We start from the raw sequence: 19,927 nt of genomic DNA on the forward strand, positions 1-19,927 counted from the left end.
GGAACGGGCCGACGGGATTACCAGCTCTGAGTCGCCTTGAACTTGTCGAGACCTTCCTTCAGGCCATTCTTGATCTCGTCGCTGTAGTCGCCGGTCTGGTTGATCTTGTCGAGCAGTTCGGCGTACTCGGACTTCATGAAGTCCTGCAGGGCACGCTCGAAGTCCAGCACCTTCTTGACGTCGACGTCCTCCAGGTAGCCCTCGTTGGCGGCATACAGGGAGACGGCCATCTCGGCCACGGACATCGGCGAGTACTGGTGCTGCTTCATCAGCTCGGTGACGCGCTGACCGTGCTCGAGCTGCTTGCGGGTGGCCTCGTCCAGATCGGAGGCAAACTGGGCGAAGGCCGCCAGCTCGCGGTACTGGGCCAGGGCCAGGCGCACGCTGCCGCCGAGCTTCTTGATGACCTTGGTCTGGGCCGAACCACCGACACGGGATACCGAGAGGCCGGCGTTGATCGCCGGACGGATGCCCGAGTTGAACAGGTCGGTCTCGAGGAAGATCTGACCGTCGGTGATGGAGATCACGTTGGTCGGCACGAAGGCGGAGACGTCGCCGCCCTGGGTCTCGATGATCGGCAGGGCGGTCAGCGAGCCGGTCTTGCCCTTGACCTCGCCATTGGTGAACTTCTCGACGTAGTCGGCGTTCACGCGAGCGGCACGCTCGAGCAGGCGGGAGTGGAGGTAGAAGACGTCACCCGGGAAGGCCTCGCGGCCCGGCGGACGACGCAGCAGCAGGGAAACCTGGCGGTAGGCCACGGCCTGCTTGGACAGGTCGTCGTAGACGATCAGGGCGTCTTCGCCGCGGTCGCGGAAGTACTCGCCCATGGTGCAGCCGGAGTAGGCGGCGAGGAACTGCATCGGGGCCGGATCGGCGGCGCCGGCGGCGACCACGATGGTGTGTTCCATGGCGCCGTGCTCCTCGAGCTTGCGCACCACGTTGGCAATGGTCGACTGCTTCTGGCCGATGGCCACGTAGACGCAGGTGACGTCCTTGCCCTTCTGGTTGATGATCGCGTCGATGGCGATGGCGGACTTACCGATCTGGCGGTCGCCGATGATCAGCTCACGCTGGCCGCGACCGATCGGCACCATGGCGTCGATGGACTTGAAGCCGGTCTGGATCGGCTGGTCGACGGACTGGCGGGTGATGACGCCGGGGGCGACCTTTTCCACCGCGTCGGTCATCTTGGCGTTGATATCGCCCTTGCCGTCGATGGGGTTGCCCAGGGCATCGACCACGCGACCGCGCAGCTCGGGGCCCACCGGCACCTCGAGGATGCGGCCGGTGCACTGGGCGGTCATGCCCTCTTCGAGCTGCAGGTAGTCGCCCAGCACCACGGCGCCGACGTTGTCGCGCTCGAGGTTGAGCGTCATGCCGAAGATGCCGCCGGGGAACTCGATCATCTCGCCGAACATCGCGTCGGCGAGGCCGTGGATCTGCACGATGCCGTCAGACACGCTGACGATGGTGCCCTGGTTACGGGCTTCGGATGCGACATCCAGCTTCTCGATACGCTGCTTGATGATGTCGCTGATCTCGGAAGGATTCAGTTGCTGCATGCCATGTCCCTCAGACTCAGGCGGAAAGGGCCTCGTGGAGGCGGTTCAGTCGACCACGCACCGACCCGTCGATGACGGTGTCGCCGGCGCGCAGGATGACGCCTCCCAGGAGGGTGGAATCCACCTGAGTGGTAATGGAGATTTCGCGGTTCAGACGCTTGGCCAGCGCACTCGCCAGCTTGTCCTGCTGCCCGTCGTCCAGCGGGAAGGCGGAGACGATGTTCACGTCCATGCGCTTCTCCTGCTGGGCCTTGAGCAGTTCGAACTGCTCGGCGATGGCGGGAAGGGCCGACAGGCGCCCCTTCTGGCCGATCAGGCGCAGGAAGTTGCGGACGCCGTCGTCGACGGCGTCGCCGCAGATATCGACGAGCACATCCGCCTTCTGCGCGCTGGAAAGGCGCGGATTGCCCAGCACCCGGCGGCGCAGGTCGTCGTCGGCGACGACCTGCGCCACGGTGGCGAGCATGCCGGACCAGTCGGCCAGCGCCTGGGTCTCAACGGCGTGTTCGAAGGCCGCCTTGGCGTAGGGGCGAGCGACGGTTGACAGTTCCGCCATGGGTCACCTCCTCAGAGCTCTTCGGCGAGTTTGTCAACGAGCTTGCCGTGCTGCTTCTCGTCGATGGCGGACTCCAGGATGCGCTCCGCGGCCACCACGGCGAGCCGCGACACCTGGCTGCGCAGTTCATCCTTCGCGCGGTTGATTTCCTGCTCAATCTCGGACTTGGCCTGCGTGATCATGCGCTCGCCTTCCTGGCGGGCCTGCTCACGCGCCTCGTCGATCATCTGGTTGGACCGCTTGTGGGCCTGCTCCAGGATTTCGGCCGCCTGCTCCTTGCTCTCGCGCAGCGTCTCGTTGGCCTGCTCTTCGGCCAGTTCGAGATCGCGTGAAGCACGGCTGGCAGCATCCAGGCCATCGGCGATCTTCTTCTGACGTTCCTGCAGGGCTTGCATGACCGGCGGCCAGACAAACCTCATGCAGAACCAGACGAAGAACGCAAAGGCGATAGCCTGGCCGATCAGGGTTAGGTTCAGGTTCACGCCAGCACCTCTCGCGTCACAGGTTTGGGGTTAACGTCACGACGGGTCTTGCGACCGTCGCGGTTTAACCGACAAACGGGTTGGCGAAGGTGAAGAACAGCGCGATACCCACACCGATCATGGTCACGGCGTCCAGCAGGCCGGCGACGATGAACATCTTGACCTGCAGCATCGGGATCATTTCCGGCTGACGCGCCGCGCCTTCCAGGAACTTGCCGCCCAGCAGACCGAAGCCGATGGCGGTGCCCAGTGCACCCAGGCCGATCAGCAGGGACACGGCGATGGCGGTCATACCCAGAACTTGTGCTTCCATGGTGGTCTCTCCAGTTTTCGTTTAGTGGTTAATGGTTAAGGGTGAGTGGGTTAAGGGTTGAACGGTCAGTGCTTTTCCACCGCCATGGCGAGATAGACGATGGTCAGCATCATGAAGATGAAGGCCTGCAGGGTGATGACCAGGATGTGGAACACCGCCCAGGGGAAGTGCAGCGGCAGCTGCCACAGCCCGATCATGGCGATCAGGATGAAGATCAGCTCGCCGGCGTAGAGGTTGCCGAACAGACGCAGACCGAGCGAGATCGGCTTGGCGATCAGGGTCACCGTCTCGAGCAGGAAGTTGATCGGCACGAACAGCGCCTGCACCAGCTTGTTCGGGGAGTTGAACGGGTGCAGGGTCAGCTCGCCGATGAAGCCCGAGAAGCCCTTCTCGCGGATGGTGTAGAAGATGATCAGGGCGAAGACCGACAGCGACATGCCGAGGGTGGCATTGACGTCGGTGGTCGGCACGACCTTGAAGTAGACGTGGGCGGGATCGGCCCCGAACATGGCACCGACCTTCTGCGCCAGCGTGGGCAGGACGTCCACCGGCACCAGGTCCATGAGGTTCATCAGGAAGACCCAGCAGAAGATCGTCAGCGACAGCGGCGCGATCAGCTGGCTCTTGCCGTGGAAGGTGTCCTTGACCGAGTTGTCGACGAACTCGACCATCAGCTCGACGAAGTTCTGCACGCCGCCGGGGATGCCGGTAGTGGCGCTCTGGGCCACCTTGCGGAACAGCAGCATGAACATCAGGCCGAGGCCGATCGACCAGCCCAGGGTGTCGAGGTGAACGGCCCAGAAGCCCATCTCGGCGGCCTCCTCGGCCGAATGGGCGATGCTCCAGCCGTGCTCCGGATGATTCCCGAAGGTCAGGTTCTGCAGGTGGTGCTGGATGTACTCCGTCGGAGTCGGGTTGTTGCCTGCCATGATCTGCCTCGATTTCAGGTGTGTGACGGTCGCCTAAGGAGCCAGGGTCCCAGCCAGTGGACGAACAGCGTCACCACGTAAGCGCCAAAGAAGAAAGCGGGGTTTGAGGGGGGCACTGTGATGAACACCAGGGTGAACAGAGCCGCCGTCAAACCGAACTTCCCGGCTTCCGCGCGGTAGAAGCCGTTGACGATGTTCCTGGAATGCCGAGCCCCCTGATAGCGGAAGACTCGCCAGGCGAAATAGGCGTTGGGCAGGAAGGCCACCATCCCCCCCAGCAGCGCCGAAAGCGCGGCGGGAGCGCCTCCCGATCCCGCGGCGAGCGCCGTTGCGAGGCCGACCACCGCGACCTGCACCAGGAGCAGTCGTCGGACGCTGGGACGCTTGATGCTGGCTGCCATGGGGTCTCCGTGAACTCTGCCGACGCTTGGCGTCCCATCTGCCTCGAGGACCGCCGCTCAGGATGCCAACGGCGGGTCCGGCGCGATTATAGGGAAGGCCCTTCAAGGCTTCAACCGATCACGAACCGATTTCGCGCGATATCGCGCCAGCTTACGACTAAAAGTCGAGAAAAGACCCGCACCACTATTTAGCTCGCTAATCGCTTTCGCGTCGCTCGAGCAGGTCGCTCAGCGGATGTGGTCGAGGATGCCATCCAGCTCGTCGAGGCTGGCGTAGCGAATGGTCACTCGCCCCTTGCCGCCGCGGCCGTGCTGGATCTTCACCGGGGCGCCGAGCAGGTCGGCCAGGCGCGACTCGAGGCGGGCCACGTCCGGGCTCGGCGACGGGCTCTCGGCCTTCTTCGTCTCGCCGCTGCTCAGCTGCTTCACCAGTGCCTCGGTGGCGCGCACGGTGAGATCCTTGTTGACCACCTCGTGGGCGGCCTTGCGCTGCTTGGCTCCGGACAGCGCCAGCAGGGCCCGGGCATGGCCCATGTCCAGGTCGCCGCGCTCGAGCAGGGTCTGCACCTCGGGATCCAGGGCCAGCAGGCGCAGCAGGTTGGCGACCTGGGCCCGGGAACGACTCACGGCATCGGCGGCCTGCTGCTGGGTCAGCTCGAACTCGTCGAGCAACCGCTTGAGGGCCATGGCTTCCTCGATGGGATTGAGGTTCTCGCGCTGGATGTTCTCGATCAGGGCGAGCGCCAGGGCGACCTGGTCACTGACCTCACGCACCACCGCCGGAATGACGTCGAGCTCGGCCAGTTGGGCCGCCCGCCAGCGCCGCTCGCCGGCGATGATCTCGTAGCGCTGCTCGCCGATCGGTCGCACCACGATGGGCTGCATGACCCCCTGGGCGCGGATCGAGTCGGCCAGTTCCTCCAGGGCCTCGGGCTGGATGTCCCGACGGGGCTGGTACTTGCCGCGGGACAGCTGGCCCAGCGGCAGGCGCTCGAGGCGTTCCTCGGCGCCGGCGGCCTCGGGTACCGCGCCATTCAGCTCGCCGTCCTGCAGCGTGGCGTCGACCTCGGGCAGGTCCAGGCTTTCGCGGCGGTGGGCGCCGGCGCCGATCAGGGCATCCAGGCCGCGTCCCAGGGCGCGTTTACGCGTCATCGACAATCCCTCATCACTAAGAGCGGAGTAGGTGCACGGGTTACAGCGACAGTCGGCGGATCAGTTCCTTGGCCAGCACCCGGTGGGCCTGGCTGCCCCGCGAGAAGCGGGCGTACTTGGTCACCGGCAGGCCGTGGCTCGGGGCCTCGGCGACCCGCACGTTGCGCGGGATGGTGGTCTTGAGCAAGGCATCGCCGAAGTAGTCGCGCAGTTGCTTGCTGACATCCCGGGTCAGGCTGTTGCGGGAATCGAACATGGTGCGCAGGATGCCGAACATCTCGAGGCGCGAATTCACGCTGTCCTTGATCTGCTCCACGGTATCGAGCAGCGCCGAGAGTCCCTCCAGGGCATAGAACTCGCACTGCAGGGGGATCAGCACGCCGTCCGCGGCGGTCAGGCCATTGACGGTGAGCATGTTGAGCGACGGCGGGCAGTCGATCAGCACCACGTCATACTCGCCGGCCACCTCGGCCAGGGCCTTGACCAGGCTCTGCTCGCGCCCCTCGTCACGATCCAGCAGCTCCACCTCGGCGGCGGTCAGGTCGCCGTTGCCGGGCAGCAGGGCATAGCCCGCCTCGGGGCAGTCGAGGATGACCTCGCTGGAGCGGCGCTCGCCGAGCACCACGTCGAGCACGCTGCCATCCAGCTCGTGCTTGTCGACACCGCTGCCCATGGTGGCATGGCCCTGGGGATCCAGGTCGACCAGCAGCACGCGACGGTCCAGCGCCGCCAGGCTGGCGGCCAGGTTGACGGCGGTGGTGGTCTTGCCCACGCCCCCCTTCTGGTTGGTCAAGGCGATGATCTTGGTCACGGCGACTTCCTTGCGAGTGACGGACGCCTCAGGGGCGGCCCTGGGTGGTATGAGTGCGCTCGAGGATCACGAGCCGGCGGCTGCCGGCCTCGAAGGGCACCTTCAGCTCGTGGCAGGCGACCGCCGCCACGTCGTCGGGCAACCCGCCCAGTTCATCTTCCACGGCAGGCCCCTTCATGGCCAGCCATTGCCCGTCCACGCTCGGCAACGACTCGCTCAACGTCACGAAGTCCTGGAGGCTGGCGAAGGCCCGGGAGATCACCTGGTCGAAGCCCCCCGCGGGCGGCGTGAAGGCCTCGACTCGAGCCTGCACCGGGCTGACGTTGGCCAGCCCCAGCTCCATCACCGCCTGGCGCTGGAAGCGTACCTTCTTGCCGTTGCTGTCGAGCAGCGTCACCCGCAGGTCGGGGGCCAGGATCGCCAGCACCAGGCCCGGCAGGCCGGGGCCGGCACCGACATCGAGGACCGTCGGCCCGGTGACGAAGGGCAGCACGGCGGCGCTGTCGAGGAGGTGCTTGGTGACCATCTCCTCGGGGTCGCGTACCGCGGTGAGGTTATAGGCGCGATTCCACTTGTGCAACAGCCCCACCAGGGCCAGCAACCGCTCGCGGCGGGATTCGTCCACGCGCAGGCCGAGCTCGTCCAGCCCGCCCTCCAGGCGGTTCTTGAGTCGCTTGTCGTCGCTCGTCATCCGTTGGCCACCCGGCTGTCATCGAGCAGGCGACGCTTCTTGAGGTGGATCAGCAGGATGGACACCGCCGCCGGGGTGACGCCGGAGATCCGCGAGGCCTGGGCCAGGGTCTCCGGCCGGGCCTCGGCGAGCTTCTGGCGGATCTCGTGGGACAGCCCCTCGACCCGGGCATAGTCCAGGTCCTCGGGCAGTCGCGTGGCCTCGTGACGCTTGAGCCTGTCGATCTCGTCCTGCTGCCGGTCGATGTAGCCCTGGTACTTGGCCTGGATCTGCACCTGCTCGGCCACGCGCTCGTCCGCCACCGGCTCGCCGCTCAGGTCGGCCACGTCGGCGTAGCCGAGCTCCGGGCGCTTGAGCAGGTCCATCAGGCTGTACTCGCGGGACAGCGGCTTGCCGGTCTTGGTGGCGACCCGCGCCGCGGCCTCGGTGCCGGGTTGTACCCAGCTGGCCTTGAGGCGGGCGCTCTCGCGCTCGATGGCCTCGCGCTTGATGCTGAAGTCGCTCCAGCGCGCCTCGTCCACCAGCCCGAGCTCCCGGCCGGCCTCGGTGAGGCGCAGATCGGCGTTGTCCTCGCGCAGCAGCAGGCGATATTCCGCCCGGGAGGTGAACATCCGATAGGGCTCCTTGGTGCCCAGGGTGATCAGGTCGTCCACCAGCACGCCCAGGTAGGCCTCGTCGCGCCGCGGCCACCAGGCGTCCAGGCCCCGGGCACGCCGTGCCGCGTTGAGCCCGGCCAGCAGCCCTTGGGCGCCGGCCTCCTCGTACCCGGTGGTGCCGTTGATCTGCCCGGCGAAATACAGGTTGTGGATGAATTTCGTCTCCAGGGAATGCTTCAGGTCCCGGGGATCGAAGAAATCGTACTCGATGGCATAGCCGGGCCGGGTGATATGGGCGTTTTCCAGTCCCCGGATCGAGCGCACCACCTGCAACTGAACATCGAAGGGCAGCGAGGTGGAGATGCCGTTGGGGTAGAGCTCGTGGGTATCCAGCCCCTCGGGTTCGATGAAGATCTGGTGGCTGGCCTTGTCGGCGAAGCGGTGCACCTTGTCCTCGATCGACGGGCAATACCGCGGCCCCACGCCGCCGATCACCCCGGAGAACATCGGCGAGCGGTCGAGGTTGGCGTGGATGATCTCGTGGCTGCGCTCGTTGGTGTGGGCGATATGGCAGCTCACCTGACGCGGATGCATCTCCCGGCGGCCCTGGTAGGACATCACCGGGGTGGGGCTGTCGCCGGGCTGCTCATCGAGGATCGAAAAGTCGAGCGTCTTGGCATCGAGACGCGGCGGGGTGCCGGTCTTCAGCCGATCGACCCGGAACGGCAGGGCCCGCAGTCGCTCGGCCAGCGCATTGGAGGGTGGATCGCCGGCTCGACCGCCGCGGCTGTGATCGAGACCGATGTGGATAACCCCGCCGAGGAAGGTGCCTGTGCACAACACCACGCTTGCGCCGAGGAAGCGCACGCCGGTCTCGGTCACCACCCCACGCACGGTGTCGCCGTCGACGATCAGGTCCCCGGCGGCCTGCTGGAAGAGCGTCAGGTTGGCTTGGTTCTCCAGCATGCCGCGGATCGCCGCCTTGTAGCGGACCCGATCGGCCTGGGCGCGGGTGGCGCGCACCGCGGGGCCCTTGCGAGCGTTGAGCACCCGGAACTGGATGCCGCCCAGGTCGGTGGCCAGGCCCATGGCCCCACCGAGGGCATCGATCTCCTTGACCAGGTGACTCTTGCCGATCCCGCCGATGGCGGGATTGCAGGACATCTGGCCCAGGGTCTCGATGTTGTGGCTCAGCAGCAGGGTCCGGCAGCCCATGCGGGCCGAGGCCAGGGCGGCTTCGGTCCCTGCATGACCGCCACCGATGACGATGACGTCGAAGCGGTCGGGGTACTCCAAGGTTCACCTCGTTCGGCGCGACGGCGCCGATATTGCGAATCGGGGGTATGAAATCAGCCAGCCAGTATAACCCTCCTGTGGGTAATCGTCAGGGTTTTCCACACCCGGAGGACCAGGTGCCCGCCATCCCCGGGTAGCAGATAAACAAATACATAGAATAAGAAAGAGAAGTTCTGTTGTTGTAGTAATTACTGGTGTGGATACTTTTCGTGGATAAGCGTTCTTAGCTTTTATTTTTCAACAGCTTGTATTGTTGACCACGACAAGGAAAAGCGGCGTGCTGCCTGCGGAGGAGATGTTCGGGAGCTGTGGACGAAAGGGCGAGTTGCCCACAGCCGCGACCAGGCACCGCTTGTCCACCGTCCTCTACCGCGCTTGTCACCGCGCCTGTGAACAACCACCGTGTTTCATCCCCAGCCCCGGCATCATGGGCGCCAGGGGCGGATCGACCCGTCCATGCCGGGCATCTTGTCCACAGGCCAAAAAAAAGGCCCTGTCGCGGTCGACAGGGCCTTGTTCCGGGGCACGAGGCGTGGCCTCAGTGCTTCAACACCCGGGCCAGGAAGTTCCGGGTGGGTTCCTCCCGGGGCGAATCGAAGATCGTCTCGGGGGGGCCCTCCTCGGCGATTTCTCCCTTGTGGATGAAGATCACCCGGTCGGCGACCTCCCGGGCGAAGCCCATCTCGTGGGTCACGATCATCATGGTCATGCCCTCGTTGGCGAGCTCGCGCATGGCATCCAGGACCTCGCCGATCATCTCCGGGTCCAGCGCCGAGGTGGGCTCGTCGAAGAGCATCAACCGGGGCTCCATGGCCAGGGCCCGGGCCAGGGCCACCCGCTGCTGCTGGCCGCCGGACAGCTGGCCGGGATACTTGGCGGCTTGGTCGCTGATGTCGACCCGCTCGAGCAGCCGCTCGGCGGTCTCGGTGGCATCGGCCCGGCTCCAGCCCCGCACCTTCATGGGGGCCAGGGTGACGTTGTCCAGCACGCTGAGGTGGGGGAAGAGGTTGAACTGCTGGAACACCATGCCCACCTCGGTGCGGATCTTCTGCAGCGCCTTGGTGGCCTTGCCGTAGGGCAGCAGCGGTTTGCCGTCCACCTCCAGGCTCCCCTTCTGGAACTCCTCGAGGCCATTGATGCAGCGGATCAGGGTGGACTTGCCCGAGCCGCTGGCGCCGATGATCACCACGACCTCGCCGGGGCTGACCTCGAGGTCGATGTCCTTGAGGACATGCAGGCTGCCGAAGTGCTTGTTGACCTTGTCCAGGCGCACGATGGGCTCGCCGCCGGACTTGGACGTCTCTTGGTTCATGGCTCGCATTCCTTATTGTCCGACCAGGCCCTTGCGCTCCAGGAAACGCAGCGCCACCGACAGCGACAGGGTGATCACCAGATAGAGCATGGCGACCATCAGGTACACCTCCAGGGCGTTGAAGGTGGTGGCGATGTAGACCTGGCCCTGGCGGACCAGCTCGCCGACACCGATGACCGAGAACAGTGAGGTGTCCTTGATGCTGATGATGCCCTGGTTGCCCAGCGGCGGGATCATGCGACGGAAGGCCTGGGGCCAGATGATGTAGCGGAAGGTCTGGCGCCGGGACAGCCCCAGGGACAGGCCGGCCTCGCGCTGGCCGCGCTCGATGGACTGGACGCCGCCGCGGACGATCTCCGAGATGTAGGCCCCGGAGTTCACCGCGATCGCTGCGATGCCGGCGACCAGCGCGTTGATGGGACCGCCGAGCAGCTGCGGCAGGCCGTAGAAGATGAACAGCACCTGGACCAGGACCGGGGTGCCGCGGAAGATCTCGATGTAGGCCACGGCCGGCCAGCGCAACCAGACGACCGGGCTGATGCGCAGCAGGCCGAAGATGATGCCGATGATGAAGCCGATGGCCAGCCCGCCGAAGGAGATCAGCAGGGTATAGGGGATACCCGTCAGCAGGTACGGAATGGAGGCGAAGGCCGCCTGCCAGTCGAACTGGAAAGTGACGTCCAAGAGGGATCTCCGTCAAGGTTCTTGGTGGAGAAGCGGTGGGCCGCAACGCAACGGGGCCGGGTCATGGGACCCGACCCCGTCATCAGGCGAGCGTCAGCGTCATTCGTCGCTGGGGCTGCCGAACCACTTGGCGTGGATCTCGTCGTAGGTGCCGTCTTCCTTCATGGCCGCCAGGGCCTCGTTGACGGGTTCCACCCACTCGCTGCCCTGGACGAAGACGATGCCGTACTGTTGCCCCTCGTAGAGCGGCCCGACGACCTTGGTGCGGCCCTCGCCACGGGTCTGGGAGAAGTAGCCGACGTTCGGGGCATCATAGAAGACCGCATCGACGCTGCCGCCGAGCAGGGCCATGTACATGTCGCCCGAGCCCGGATAGGGGGTGATGTCGGCGGAATCGCCGAGGTTCTCTTCCAGATAGTCGTAGCTGGTGGAGCCGATCTTGGTGCCGATCTTCTTGCCTTCCAGGTCCTCGACGCTGTCGACGCTGTCGTCGTCGGCATTGACCAGGATACGCAGGCCGCTGTCGTAGTAGGGATCGGAGAAGTCGACGATCTCGGCCCGCTCGTCGGTGATGGTGATGCCGGCGATGGCGATGTCGACGTTGCCGGTCTGGACGGCGGGGATGATGCCGTTGAAGTCCATGGTGCGCAGGTTGTAGTCGAAACCGGCCCGCTCGGCGACCTCGGCGATGATGTCCATGTCGAAGCCGACCATCTCGCCGGTTTCCTGGTCCATCATCTCGAAGGGCACGAAGCTCGGGTCGGTGACGACATCGACCACATGGTTGTCGGCGCCGGCGGCGCCGGACAGGCCCAGGGTCAGGCCGAGGCAGGAAGCCAGCGAGGCCGCCTTCAAGTGACGTTTCATGTGACTCTCCATGGATAATTTGTTTTGGAGTACCTAATCAACCATGGCGAGTTGTCGTGAAAGCGTCAAGTTCCGGAAGGGGACCGACTCAACGCTAAGTATCAGACCATAAAGGAGGCGCCACAGCCGCAGGTGGTGGTGGCATTGGGGTTCTGGATCAGGAAGCGGGCGCCGGCCAGGCCTTCCTCGTAGTCGACGGTGGAGCCGACCAGGTACTGATAGGACAGCGGGTCGACCACCAGCGCCACCTCGCCGAACTCGACCAGGGTGTCGTCCTCGGCGACATTCTCGGCGAAGTCGAAGCCGTACTGGAAGCCCGAGCAACCGCCGCCGGTCACGTAGACCCGCAGCTTGAGGCGGGGGTTGCCCTCCTCCTCGATCAGGGCATGGAGCCGCGCCTTGGCGCTGTCGGAGAGCAGCAAGGGGGTGGGAACGAAGGTTGCGGCACCGCTCATGGGTGACCTCCCCGGAATCGGTGAATGTCGTGCAGGACGACGATTATCCACAACCCCCAGCAAAAGGGTCAACTATTGCCGGCGGGCAGGGCTATCGACATTAACGTTGTCGCTCGAGGCTAGACCGTCGACAGGTCTGCGAGGGGGCGCTGTGAACCCATCCATGGGCACTACTTTTGCCTTCCATGGGCAAAAGACCCCCTCTACGACCTGTCCCCGGCGCCTCTCACGCTAGGTTGGCGGCAGCCTGAGGTGGTGGAGTCAAGCTCAGGGCATCATCGCCGGGGCGTCGAGGCCGGCGTGCTCGTCGAGGCCGAACATCAGGTTGAGGTTGTGCACGGCCTGGCCGGAGGCGCCCTTGACCAGGTTGTCGATCACCGCGAGGACCACCACGGTGTCGCCGTCGCCGGGGCGGTGGACGGCCAGGCGGCAGACGTTGGCGCCCTTGACGCTGCGCGTCTCGGGATGACTGCCAGCCGGCATCACGTCGACGAAGGGCTCGCCGGCGAAGCGCTGTTCGAACAGCGCCTGGAGGTCACCCGGCTCGCCGGTGAGGCGCCCGTAGAGGGTGGCGTGGATGCCACGGATCATCGGCGTCAGGTGGGGCACGAAGGTCAGCCCCACCGGGCCGCCGGCGGCATCGCCCAGGCCCTGACGGATCTCGGGAAGGTGGCGATGGCCGGAGGCGCCGTAGGCCTTCATGGACTCGCTGGCCTCGGCCAGCAGCGAGGGCACCTTGGCCCCGCGGCCGGCCCCGGTGACGCCGGACTTGCAGTCGGCGATCACGTGCTCGACATCGATCAGTCCGGCCTCCAGCAGCGGCAGCAGGCCGAGTTGTACCGCGGTGGGATAGCAGCCGGGCACGGCGATCAGCCGGGCCTGGCGGATGCGCTCGCGGTTGACCTCGGGCAGGCCGTAGACGGCGTCGTCGAGCAGTTCGGGGGCGCCGTGGGGCTGGCCGTACCAGTTCTCCCATTCGACGGCATCGCGCAGGCGGAAGTCCGCCGAGAGATCGATCACCCGGGTGCCGCGCTCGAGCAGCTCACCGGCCAGGGCATGGGCCACGCCGTGGGGGGTGGCGAAGAAGATGGCATCGCAGGCCGCCAGCCGAGCGGGATCCGGTTCGCTGAAGCGCAACTCGTCGTAGTGGCCGCGCAGGTTGGGGTAGAGCTCGCTGACGCCGAGGCCGGCCTCGCTGCGCGAGGTGATGGCCTCGATGCGCACCTCGGGGTGACGGGCCAGCAGCCTGAGCAGTTCGACACCGGTGTAACCGGTGCCGCCGACGATTCCGACCTTGATCACGATGGACTCCTCGTTGTGGGACGCTGGGACCTCTGTGATTGGATATGATACACAAGAGAGGCGTGCTCCACCCAGACCGGGTGGGGCCTTGTCGCCGGGACGAACAGGAAGGTCAGCTTGCCGCGTCTGCCGTTACCCCGTTACAACCTGGACCGATTTCGTCGCCAGCTGGCCAGTGTCGATGCTCTCCCCCAGCTGTGCGTGCTCGGGGTGGTGTCGGGGCTGATCACCGGCGGCCTGATGGTGGTCTTCCGTCTGCTGCTGGCCCTCGGGGCCATGGTCTTCCTGCCCGGCGGCAATCCCGAGGCCTTCGAGGGCCTGACGCCGGCCGCCCGGGCGCTCCTGCCGCTGCTGGCGGTGGCGCTGATCGGCCTGTGGCTGTGGCGCCAGCCGGTCGCCGGTCGCCAGATCGGCGTGGCCCATGTGATCTCTCGGCTGACCTACCACCAGGGACGCTTCCCGCTGCGCAACTGGCTCACCCAGTGGTGGGTGGGGCTGATCTCGGTGCTGGGCGGGCTCTCGGCGGGGCGCGAGGGCCCGGCCATCCATCTCGGCGCGGCGGCGTCCAGCGGGCTGGGCCAGCGCCTGCGCCTGCCCCACAACAGCCTGCGCGTGCTGGTCGCCTGCGGCACCGCGGCGGGCATTTCGGCGTCCTTCAATACCCCCATCGCCGGGGTCATCTTCGCCATGGAAGTGGTGATGATGGAGTACACCATCACCGGGTTCATGCCGGTGATCCTGGCCTCGACCATGGGGGCCGTAGTGGCGCAGGCGGTGTTCGGCTTCGAGCGCCCCTTCCAGGAGACCAGTGTGGCGCTGGGCTCGCTGTTCAACCTGCCCTGGATCGTGGTCAGTGCCCTGGTCATCGGCCTGCTGGCCGGTCTCTTCGTGCGGGTGGCGCGCTCCGGCGTGCGGCTCGATGGCCTGCCCGTGGCGGCACGCTTCGCCCTGGCCGGCAGCCTGGTCGGTGCCGTCGCCTGGTGGTATCCCCAGGTGCAGGGCATGGGCTACGACACCCTGGGCCTGACCCTGGCCGGCGAGCTGACCCTGGACGTCCTGCTGGCGGTGGCCATCGGCAAGCTGCTGCTGACGGCCGGCGCCGTGGCCTGCGGTATCCCGGTCAGCATCATCGGCCCGATCCTGGTGGCGGGAGGGGCCGCCGGTGCCCTGTGCGGCCTGCTCGGCGCCCAACTGATGCCGGGGCTGGCCACCGGCCCCGAGGTCTATGCCATGCTCGGCATGGCGGCGATGATGGGCGCCGTGCTCCAGGCGCCGCTGGCCGCGCTGATGGCGCTGCTCGAGCTGACCCACAATCCCAACCTGATCCTGCCGGGCATGCTGGCCGTGGTGGTGGCCGGGCTGACCGCCCGTCAGCTGTGTGGCTGCGACGGCTTCTTCATCAGCGTCACCCGGCATGGCCTGCATCCCCTGCAGCAGCCCCTGATGCAGGCCCTCTCGCGGGTCTCGGTGCCGGCGGTGATGGAGCGTGACCTGGTGCGTACCCGCCGGCGGGTGACCCGGGAACAGGCCAGTGCCCTGCTGGAGGCCAAGCCGGTCTGGGTGGTCATCGAGCGTTCCAGCGACGACAAGCCCGCCCTGGCGCTCAAGGCCGCGGATCTGGCCCGCTGGATGCTGGAGCATGATGACGATGACAAGATCGGCAAGGACGGCAAGCTGGACCTGATGGAGATCCCCGGCCAGCGCTTGGACATGGCGCCGATCCACCTGCAGGCCACGCTCTCGGAGGCCTTCACCCGGCTCAACGACAAGGCCGTGGATGCGCTCTACGTCGAGCACGGTCACCGGCCGAAGCGGAAGCGGATTTCCGGTATCATCACCCGGGACGCCATCGAGCGTTACTATCGCTACAGCGACACACCTCCAGCCTAAGGAAGCGACATGTATCCCTGGATCAAGGCCCTGCACCTGGTGGCCGTGGTGACCTGGTTTGCCGCCCTCTTCTACCTGCCGCGGCTCTATGTCTACCACGCCATGGCCCGGGACCGGGGGGAACGACCGGCCATCGACTACTTCACCGTCATGGAGCGCAAGCTCTATCGCGGCATCATGACGCCGTCGATGATCGCCGTGCTGGTGCTGGGCGGCGCCCTGCTCTATCTCAATCCTGCCTGGCTCGGGCAGGGCTGGATGCACGTCAAGCTCGCTCTGGTCGTGTTGCTGGTCGGCTACCACCATGTCTGCCTGGTCTATCTCAAGCAGTTCACCGCCGGGCGTTGCTCCCGCACCCATGGTTTCTTCCGGGTGTTCAACGAATTGCCCGTGATCGCCCTGCTGGCGATCGTCATCCTCGCCGTCGTGAAGCCGTTCTGATGTCGCCGTCCGCTGAAACGCTCCCCCATCTGCCCATGGTGCTGGTCCTCGCCGGCCACGATCCCACCGGCGGCGCCGGCCTGGTGGCCGATGCCGAGGCCGTGGCGGCCTGCGGCGGCTGGGCGCTGACCATCCCCACCGCCCTGACGGTACAGAACTGTCGCGATGTCACGGCCGTGCAGCCGGTGGCGGCGGACACCATCCGCGACATGGCATCCGCCCTCGAGGACACCGAGATCGCCGCCATCAAGGTCGGCCTGCTGCCCGCCCCGGAGACCCTGGAGGCGGTGGTGGAGATCATCGCCCGCCGCCCGGGAGTGCCGGTGGTGGTCGACCCGGTCCTGCGGGCCGGCGGGGGCAAGGCGTTGTCCACAGAGGGGTTGGTGGCGGCCTTCCGCCGGCGCATGCTGCCCCTCGTGGATATCCTCACTCCCAATCACCAGGAACTCGCTCGCCTGGCCGACGCCGACTGCCTGGACGAGACCCAGCGCGCGGTGAGCCTGATGCACCTGGGCTGCCAGGGCGTGCTGGTCACTGGCACCGACGACCCCGATGTCCGCACCGCCCCCGAGCGGGTGGTGCACACCCTTCACGCCCCGGATGGCGACCGCCAGTGGAGCTGGCCGCGCCTGCCCGGCCAGTTCCATGGCTCCGGCTGCACCCTGGCGGCGGCCCTGGCCACCCGCCTGGCGCTGGGGGAGTCGCTGGTCGGCGCCTGCCAGCAGGCCCAGGCCTTCACCTGGCAGGCCCTGGCCCATGGCTGGCAGCCGGGACGGGACCAGCGCCTGCCGCGTCGGCTGTGGCGCCTGCCGGTGACTCTGGAAGGCTGAGGCGAGTCGGACATGGACTGGCCATCCGGGGCATCTGCATCGAGAATAGGACCATCGGGAGGGTTCCGGGACAAAGCGATGCATTTCGGCGACATTCACCATCGGATCACCGGTCGCCAAAAGCTTATCCAGAGATTTATCCACAGGTCGGAGCGCCGTGCCACGGGCCTTTCCGGCCGACGAGACACATTCGTTCAACAGCAAAGGGGTTGACATGACCACATCCGCACAGCTCTTCGAACGGGCCTGCCGACACATTCCCGGCGGCGTCAATTCGCCGGTGCGTGCTTTCAAGGGGCTGGAGCGTCCCCCGGTCTTCATGGAGCGTGCCCAGGGTGCCTATCTGTTCGACGTGGAGGGCAAGCGCTACGTCGATTACGTCGGCTCCTGGGGGCCGATGATCACCGGTCATGCCGACCCCGAGGTGCTGGGGGCGGTGCGCGAGCGCCTCGACAATGGCCTGTCCTTCGGCACGCCGACGGCCATCGAAACCACCATGGCCGACCTGATCTGCGAGATGATCCCCAGCATCGAGATGGTGCGCATGGTCAATTCCGGCACCGAGGCCACCATGTCGGCGATCCGCCTGGCCCGCGGCTACACCGGGCGCGACAAGATCGTCAAGTTCGAGGGCAACTACCACGGCCACTCCGACTCCCTGCTGGTCAAGGCCGGTTCCGGCGCCCTGACCCATGGCGAGCCCAGCTCCCCCGGCGTGCCGGCGTCGCTGGCCGAGCACACCGTGACCCTGGCCTACAACGACCCGGATGCCGTCGAGGCCTGCTTCGAGGAGATCGGCGACGAGGTGGCCTGCATCATCGTCGAGCCGGTGGCCGGCAACATGAACTGCATCCCGCCGCAGCCCGGCTTTCTCGAGACCCTGCGTCGGGTCTGCGAGCAGCATGGCAGCGTACTGATCTTCGACGAGGTGATGACCGGCTTCCGGGTGGCCATGGGCGGGGCCCAGGCGCACTACGACGTCGAGCCGGACCTGACCTGCCTGGGCAAGATCGTTGGCGGTGGCATGCCGGTCGGGGCCTTCGGCGGTCGTCAGGCGATCATGGAGAACATCTCGCCGCTGGGGCCGATCTACCAGGCCGGGACCCTGGCAGGCAATCCGCTGGCCATGGCGGCCGGCATTGCCCTGCTCACCAAGCTGCGCGAGCCTGGCTTCCATGATGCCCTGGCCCAGCGCGTGGAGACGCTCTGCCATGGCCTCAAGGCGCGTGCCGACGCCGCCGGCATCGACATGATCACCCAGCAGGCGGGGGGCATGTTCGGCTTGTTCTTCACCGGCCAGAGCCGGGTGGACAACTTCGCCCAGGCCACCGCCTGCGATGGCGACGCCTTCCGCCGCTTCTTCACCGCCATGCTGGACCATGGCGTCTACATGGCGCCCTCGGCCTTCGAGGCCGGCTTCATGTCCAGTGCCCATGCGCCCGAGGATATCCAACTGACCCTGGACGCGGCCGAGGCGGCCTTCGCGTCGATGCGCCAGGCGTGACCCGCGCCGGTGGCCAAGTGAGGAGAGTGCGATGAATCAGCGACATCCCCGAGACGCCACGATTGCCGGGGAGGACGTCTCCCTCGAGGCCGTGGTCGAGCGGCTGAGCGGCTGGCACCGCGAGCATCGCGGCCAGGATGGGGACGCCTCGGCCACCCCGGCGGCAGTCAGTGAGCGCGTGGACGCCGAGATCAAGGCCCTGGAGTCGCTGATGGCCGGTGACGAGGACCGCGAGCGCCTGGCCGGGCTGGCGCGCTGGCTGCAGGAGAGCCTCGAGCGACTGACCCCGGAGCTGCGGTCCCGGGGAGAATACCGGCTGTCCCACAGCTGGGCCTGTGACCATCCCCACAGTCGCCTGGTGGAGGAAGGGCGCGTATTGATGGCCAATGCCATCGACCGTGACCTCGAGGGCTTCGGTGCGCAGATCGCGCTGGATCCGGGGTGCGACCTGGCCTCGCTGCTGGTCGGACTCGAGATCCGTGGTGAGTCGCGCCTGGCCAACGGAGCGCTCGATCATTACCTGCGGGTGTCCGGCGACTATGGCATGCCTCGCCTGCTGTCGATGTTCCGGGTGATCGAGGCCCTGGCTGGTGCGAGACGGGCCCTGAGGCGTCGGCAGGACGCCGTTGGCGACGACGAGCAGCCGGCCCTGCTGGCGGAGACCATGGGAGCCTGCCGTCGCTATCTGACGCTGGCTGAGCAGCATGCCGAGTTCCGCTTCCCCCCGCTGGTGATCGGGGTGGGGGTGACCAGTAGCGGCAAGAGTCGCTTCACTCGCGCCCTGGTCGGTCAGTTGGGGGCGGTTCGGGTCTGTTCGGACGCGGAGCGCCGGCGCCTGCATGGAGAGTATCCACAGGCAACTCCCGACGAACCGGCTGTAGATATCTTCTCGGATGCAGCCACCGATCGCACCTACCGGCGACTGGCCGAGTGCGCCGGGAGACTCCTGGATGCCGGTTTCCCGGTCTGCATCGATGCCACCTGTCTCAAGCGCGAGCAACGGGACCGGTTGCGGCACCAGGCGGAGAGCCGCGGCCTGCCCGTCCTGCTGGTCAGTTTCGAGGCAGACGAGGCCACCCTGGAGCGACGTATCCGTAAGCGGGCCAGCCGACGAGGCGGCGATGTCCGGGACGGCCTGGCCATTCTCCACCGCCAGCGAGGCGGCTTCGAGGATTTCACCGATGATGAACGCCTGCACCTGATCCACCTGGACACCACGGCCGACAATGCCGGCGAGACGCTCGCCGGGCTGATCCAGGAGCATGCCCACTGGACCTGACCCACCGCGGGGCTCGGCCCCGTGGCCCCAGGCGCAGGGAACCAGATGACCGCATACGTTTCCCCTCTTGCGCCGGCCTGAGGGCCTGTATGTTACATCTGGTGATCAGTCATAGCGGCTGCGTAAGCCGGGGGGGTCCATTACAAGTTACGGTTTTTTAAGTGAAAAAATGGCAGTGTGTTGGTAGTGTCACTCTTGCAACGGTTTTGTTTCCTTCCTGTATCATCAAGTTAATCGATTGATTTGCAATTATTTATCCAGCCAGCCTGCGGCATGGTACCGCTGACCTGTTTCATGGGCTTAACAGTCCTGACACGAATCCCTCCCCAAAACCGCATCCCCCGTCGTGTCCCATGGCCATGAGCGCGATTTCTCTCCAAGATTATCAGCTGGTTACGTTTTCCTGGCACGCAATATGCCCTAGGTAGCTTGCCTGCGAGCGGGATCTTCGAGGGCTCAAGGTCGATCTTTCACGTCGACCAAGAGCAGGCAACCAGAACCGATGCCGTTATCGACCTTCGAATCGGCCCGGTTCGCAGCGGACGAGAATGGTCCAGCCGAATCGAACGGGAGA

General features: G+C 66.4%; 20 protein-coding genes. 5 read left to right on the top strand and 15 right to left on the bottom strand.

The annotated features are described in order from the left end of the window. Nucleotides 1–17 precede the first annotated feature (17 nt). The 15 genes from atpA to argC all read right to left on the bottom strand — a co-directional run bounded on the left by atpA (nucleotide 18) and on the right by argC (nucleotide 13,409). Entirely contained in the window at nucleotides 18–1,562 is a 1,545-nt protein-coding gene (gene atpA, locus OCT48_RS19305) for a F0F1 ATP synthase subunit alpha (protein WP_263590740.1), read from the bottom strand. 16 nt (nucleotides 1,563–1,578) lie between these two features. Then, nucleotides 1,579–2,118, bottom strand: coding sequence for a F0F1 ATP synthase subunit delta (locus OCT48_RS19310; RefSeq protein WP_263590741.1), 540 nt, complete (start codon nucleotides 2,116–2,118; stop codon nucleotides 1,579–1,581). A gap of 11 nt (nucleotides 2,119–2,129) precedes the next feature. Further along, nucleotides 2,130–2,600: a F0F1 ATP synthase subunit B gene (locus OCT48_RS19315; RefSeq protein ID WP_183383126.1), complete on the bottom strand. Its 471-nt coding sequence runs from the start codon at nucleotides 2,598–2,600 to the stop codon at nucleotides 2,130–2,132. Between the two features lie 64 nt (nucleotides 2,601–2,664). Further along, the gene (gene atpE / locus OCT48_RS19320; RefSeq protein WP_126482095.1) at nucleotides 2,665–2,913 is read right to left on the bottom strand and encodes a F0F1 ATP synthase subunit C; all 249 of its coding nucleotides are present in this window, start codon (nucleotides 2,911–2,913) and stop codon (nucleotides 2,665–2,667) included. 65 nt (nucleotides 2,914–2,978) lie between these two features. Beyond that, nucleotides 2,979–3,842 (bottom strand): F0F1 ATP synthase subunit A, encoded by an 864-nt coding sequence (atpB, locus tag OCT48_RS19325; protein ID WP_263590742.1) that lies wholly within the window; start codon nucleotides 3,840–3,842, stop codon nucleotides 2,979–2,981. Between the two features lie 14 nt (nucleotides 3,843–3,856). Next, the gene (locus tag OCT48_RS19330; protein WP_263590743.1) at nucleotides 3,857–4,243 is read right to left on the bottom strand and encodes an ATP synthase subunit I; all 387 of its coding nucleotides are present in this window, start codon (nucleotides 4,241–4,243) and stop codon (nucleotides 3,857–3,859) included. A gap of 228 nt (nucleotides 4,244–4,471) precedes the next feature. Further along, a complete protein-coding gene (locus OCT48_RS19335; RefSeq protein ID WP_263590744.1) occupies nucleotides 4,472–5,395 on the bottom strand; it encodes a ParB/RepB/Spo0J family partition protein in 924 nt (307 codons plus the stop codon). Between the two features lie 40 nt (nucleotides 5,396–5,435). Further along, nucleotides 5,436–6,206, bottom strand: a complete 771-nt coding sequence (locus OCT48_RS19340) for a ParA family protein (protein ID WP_183383122.1) — start codon at nucleotides 6,204–6,206, stop codon at nucleotides 5,436–5,438. A gap of 28 nt (nucleotides 6,207–6,234) precedes the next feature. After that, nucleotides 6,235–6,897: a 16S rRNA (guanine(527)-N(7))-methyltransferase RsmG gene (gene rsmG, locus OCT48_RS19345; protein WP_263590745.1), complete on the bottom strand. Its 663-nt coding sequence runs from the start codon at nucleotides 6,895–6,897 to the stop codon at nucleotides 6,235–6,237. Beyond that, nucleotides 6,894–8,789 carry a tRNA uridine-5-carboxymethylaminomethyl(34) synthesis enzyme MnmG gene (gene mnmG, locus OCT48_RS19350; protein WP_263590746.1) on the bottom strand — a complete coding sequence of 632 codons (1,896 nt, stop codon included), beginning with the start codon at nucleotides 8,787–8,789 and terminating at the stop codon, nucleotides 6,894–6,896. The genes rsmG and mnmG overlap by 4 nt, the downstream gene beginning before the upstream one ends. Nucleotides 8,790–9,327: 538 nt before the next feature. After that, nucleotides 9,328–10,101, bottom strand: a complete 774-nt coding sequence (locus OCT48_RS19355) for an amino acid ABC transporter ATP-binding protein (RefSeq protein WP_318152535.1) — start codon at nucleotides 10,099–10,101, stop codon at nucleotides 9,328–9,330. 12 nt (nucleotides 10,102–10,113) lie between these two features. Continuing rightward, nucleotides 10,114–10,785, bottom strand: a complete 672-nt coding sequence (locus OCT48_RS19360) for an amino acid ABC transporter permease (protein WP_263590747.1) — start codon at nucleotides 10,783–10,785, stop codon at nucleotides 10,114–10,116. Between the two features lie 99 nt (nucleotides 10,786–10,884). Next, nucleotides 10,885–11,652 (bottom strand): transporter substrate-binding domain-containing protein, encoded by a 768-nt coding sequence (locus OCT48_RS19365; RefSeq protein ID WP_263590748.1) that lies wholly within the window; start codon nucleotides 11,650–11,652, stop codon nucleotides 10,885–10,887. A gap of 101 nt (nucleotides 11,653–11,753) precedes the next feature. After that, nucleotides 11,754–12,107 carry an iron-sulfur cluster insertion protein ErpA gene (gene erpA, locus OCT48_RS19370; RefSeq protein WP_263590749.1) on the bottom strand — a complete coding sequence of 118 codons (354 nt, stop codon included), beginning with the start codon at nucleotides 12,105–12,107 and terminating at the stop codon, nucleotides 11,754–11,756. A 267-nt stretch (nucleotides 12,108–12,374) separates the two neighbouring features. Beyond that, a complete protein-coding gene (gene argC / locus OCT48_RS19375; protein ID WP_263590750.1) occupies nucleotides 12,375–13,409 on the bottom strand; it encodes an N-acetyl-gamma-glutamyl-phosphate reductase in 1,035 nt (344 codons plus the stop codon). Between the two features lie 117 nt (nucleotides 13,410–13,526). Between argC and OCT48_RS19380 the strand changes: the two genes are divergently transcribed. The 5 genes from OCT48_RS19380 to OCT48_RS19400 all read left to right on the top strand — a co-directional run bounded on the left by OCT48_RS19380 (nucleotide 13,527) and on the right by OCT48_RS19400 (nucleotide 19,353). Beyond that, on the top strand, nucleotides 13,527–15,299 hold the full coding sequence (locus OCT48_RS19380; RefSeq protein WP_263590751.1) for a chloride channel protein: 1,773 nt from the start codon (nucleotides 13,527–13,529) through the stop codon (nucleotides 15,297–15,299). A gap of 9 nt (nucleotides 15,300–15,308) precedes the next feature. Further along, a complete protein-coding gene (gene hemJ / locus OCT48_RS19385) occupies nucleotides 15,309–15,740 on the top strand; it encodes a protoporphyrinogen oxidase HemJ (protein ID WP_263590752.1) in 432 nt (143 codons plus the stop codon). Next, nucleotides 15,740–16,570, top strand: coding sequence for a bifunctional hydroxymethylpyrimidine kinase/phosphomethylpyrimidine kinase (thiD, locus tag OCT48_RS19390; RefSeq protein WP_263590753.1), 831 nt, complete (start codon nucleotides 15,740–15,742; stop codon nucleotides 16,568–16,570). The genes hemJ and thiD overlap by 1 nt, the downstream gene beginning before the upstream one ends. A 214-nt stretch (nucleotides 16,571–16,784) precedes the next feature. Next, complete coding sequence (gene hemL, locus OCT48_RS19395) at nucleotides 16,785–18,074, top strand: glutamate-1-semialdehyde 2,1-aminomutase (RefSeq protein ID WP_263590754.1); 1,290 nt, start codon at nucleotides 16,785–16,787, stop codon at nucleotides 18,072–18,074. Between the two features lie 31 nt (nucleotides 18,075–18,105). After that, a complete protein-coding gene (locus OCT48_RS19400) occupies nucleotides 18,106–19,353 on the top strand; it encodes an AAA family ATPase (protein WP_263590755.1) in 1,248 nt (415 codons plus the stop codon). Nucleotides 19,354–19,927 lie beyond the last annotated feature (574 nt).

It is taken from the genome of Halomonas sp. M4R1S46 (genome assembly GCF_025725685.1).
GTDB lineage: Bacteria > Pseudomonadota > Gammaproteobacteria > Pseudomonadales > Halomonadaceae > Halomonas.

What these genes read in the sequence shown, in the direction of transcription:
- atpA (WP_263590740.1), bottom strand. Translation starts at nt 1,562, where the DNA reads ATGCAGCAACTGAATCCTTCCGAGATCAGCGACATCATCAAGCAGCGT.
- OCT48_RS19310 (WP_263590741.1), bottom strand. Translation starts at nt 2,118, where the DNA reads ATGGCGGAACTGTCAACCGTCGCTCGCCCCTACGCCAAGGCGGCCTTC.
- atpE (WP_126482095.1), bottom strand. Translation starts at nt 2,913, where the DNA reads ATGGAAGCACAAGTTCTGGGTATGACCGCCATCGCCGTGTCCCTGCTG.
- atpB (WP_263590742.1), bottom strand. Translation starts at nt 3,842, where the DNA reads ATGGCAGGCAACAACCCGACTCCGACGGAGTACATCCAGCACCACCTG.
- OCT48_RS19330 (WP_263590743.1), bottom strand. Translation starts at nt 4,243, where the DNA reads ATGGCAGCCAGCATCAAGCGTCCCAGCGTCCGACGACTGCTCCTGGTG.
- OCT48_RS19335 (WP_263590744.1), bottom strand. Translation starts at nt 5,395, where the DNA reads ATGACGCGTAAACGCGCCCTGGGACGCGGCCTGGATGCCCTGATCGGC.
- rsmG (WP_263590745.1), bottom strand. Translation starts at nt 6,897, where the DNA reads ATGACGAGCGACGACAAGCGACTCAAGAACCGCCTGGAGGGCGGGCTG.
- OCT48_RS19355 (WP_318152535.1), bottom strand. Translation starts at nt 10,101, where the DNA reads ATGAACCAAGAGACGTCCAAGTCCGGCGGCGAGCCCATCGTGCGCCTG.
- OCT48_RS19365 (WP_263590748.1), bottom strand. Translation starts at nt 11,652, where the DNA reads ATGAAACGTCACTTGAAGGCGGCCTCGCTGGCTTCCTGCCTCGGCCTG.
- erpA (WP_263590749.1), bottom strand. Translation starts at nt 12,107, where the DNA reads ATGAGCGGTGCCGCAACCTTCGTTCCCACCCCCTTGCTGCTCTCCGAC.
- hemJ (WP_263590752.1), top strand. Translation starts at nt 15,309, where the DNA reads ATGTATCCCTGGATCAAGGCCCTGCACCTGGTGGCCGTGGTGACCTGG.
- thiD (WP_263590753.1), top strand. Translation starts at nt 15,740, where the DNA reads ATGTCGCCGTCCGCTGAAACGCTCCCCCATCTGCCCATGGTGCTGGTC.
- hemL (WP_263590754.1), top strand. Translation starts at nt 16,785, where the DNA reads ATGACCACATCCGCACAGCTCTTCGAACGGGCCTGCCGACACATTCCC.
- OCT48_RS19400 (WP_263590755.1), top strand. Translation starts at nt 18,106, where the DNA reads ATGAATCAGCGACATCCCCGAGACGCCACGATTGCCGGGGAGGACGTC.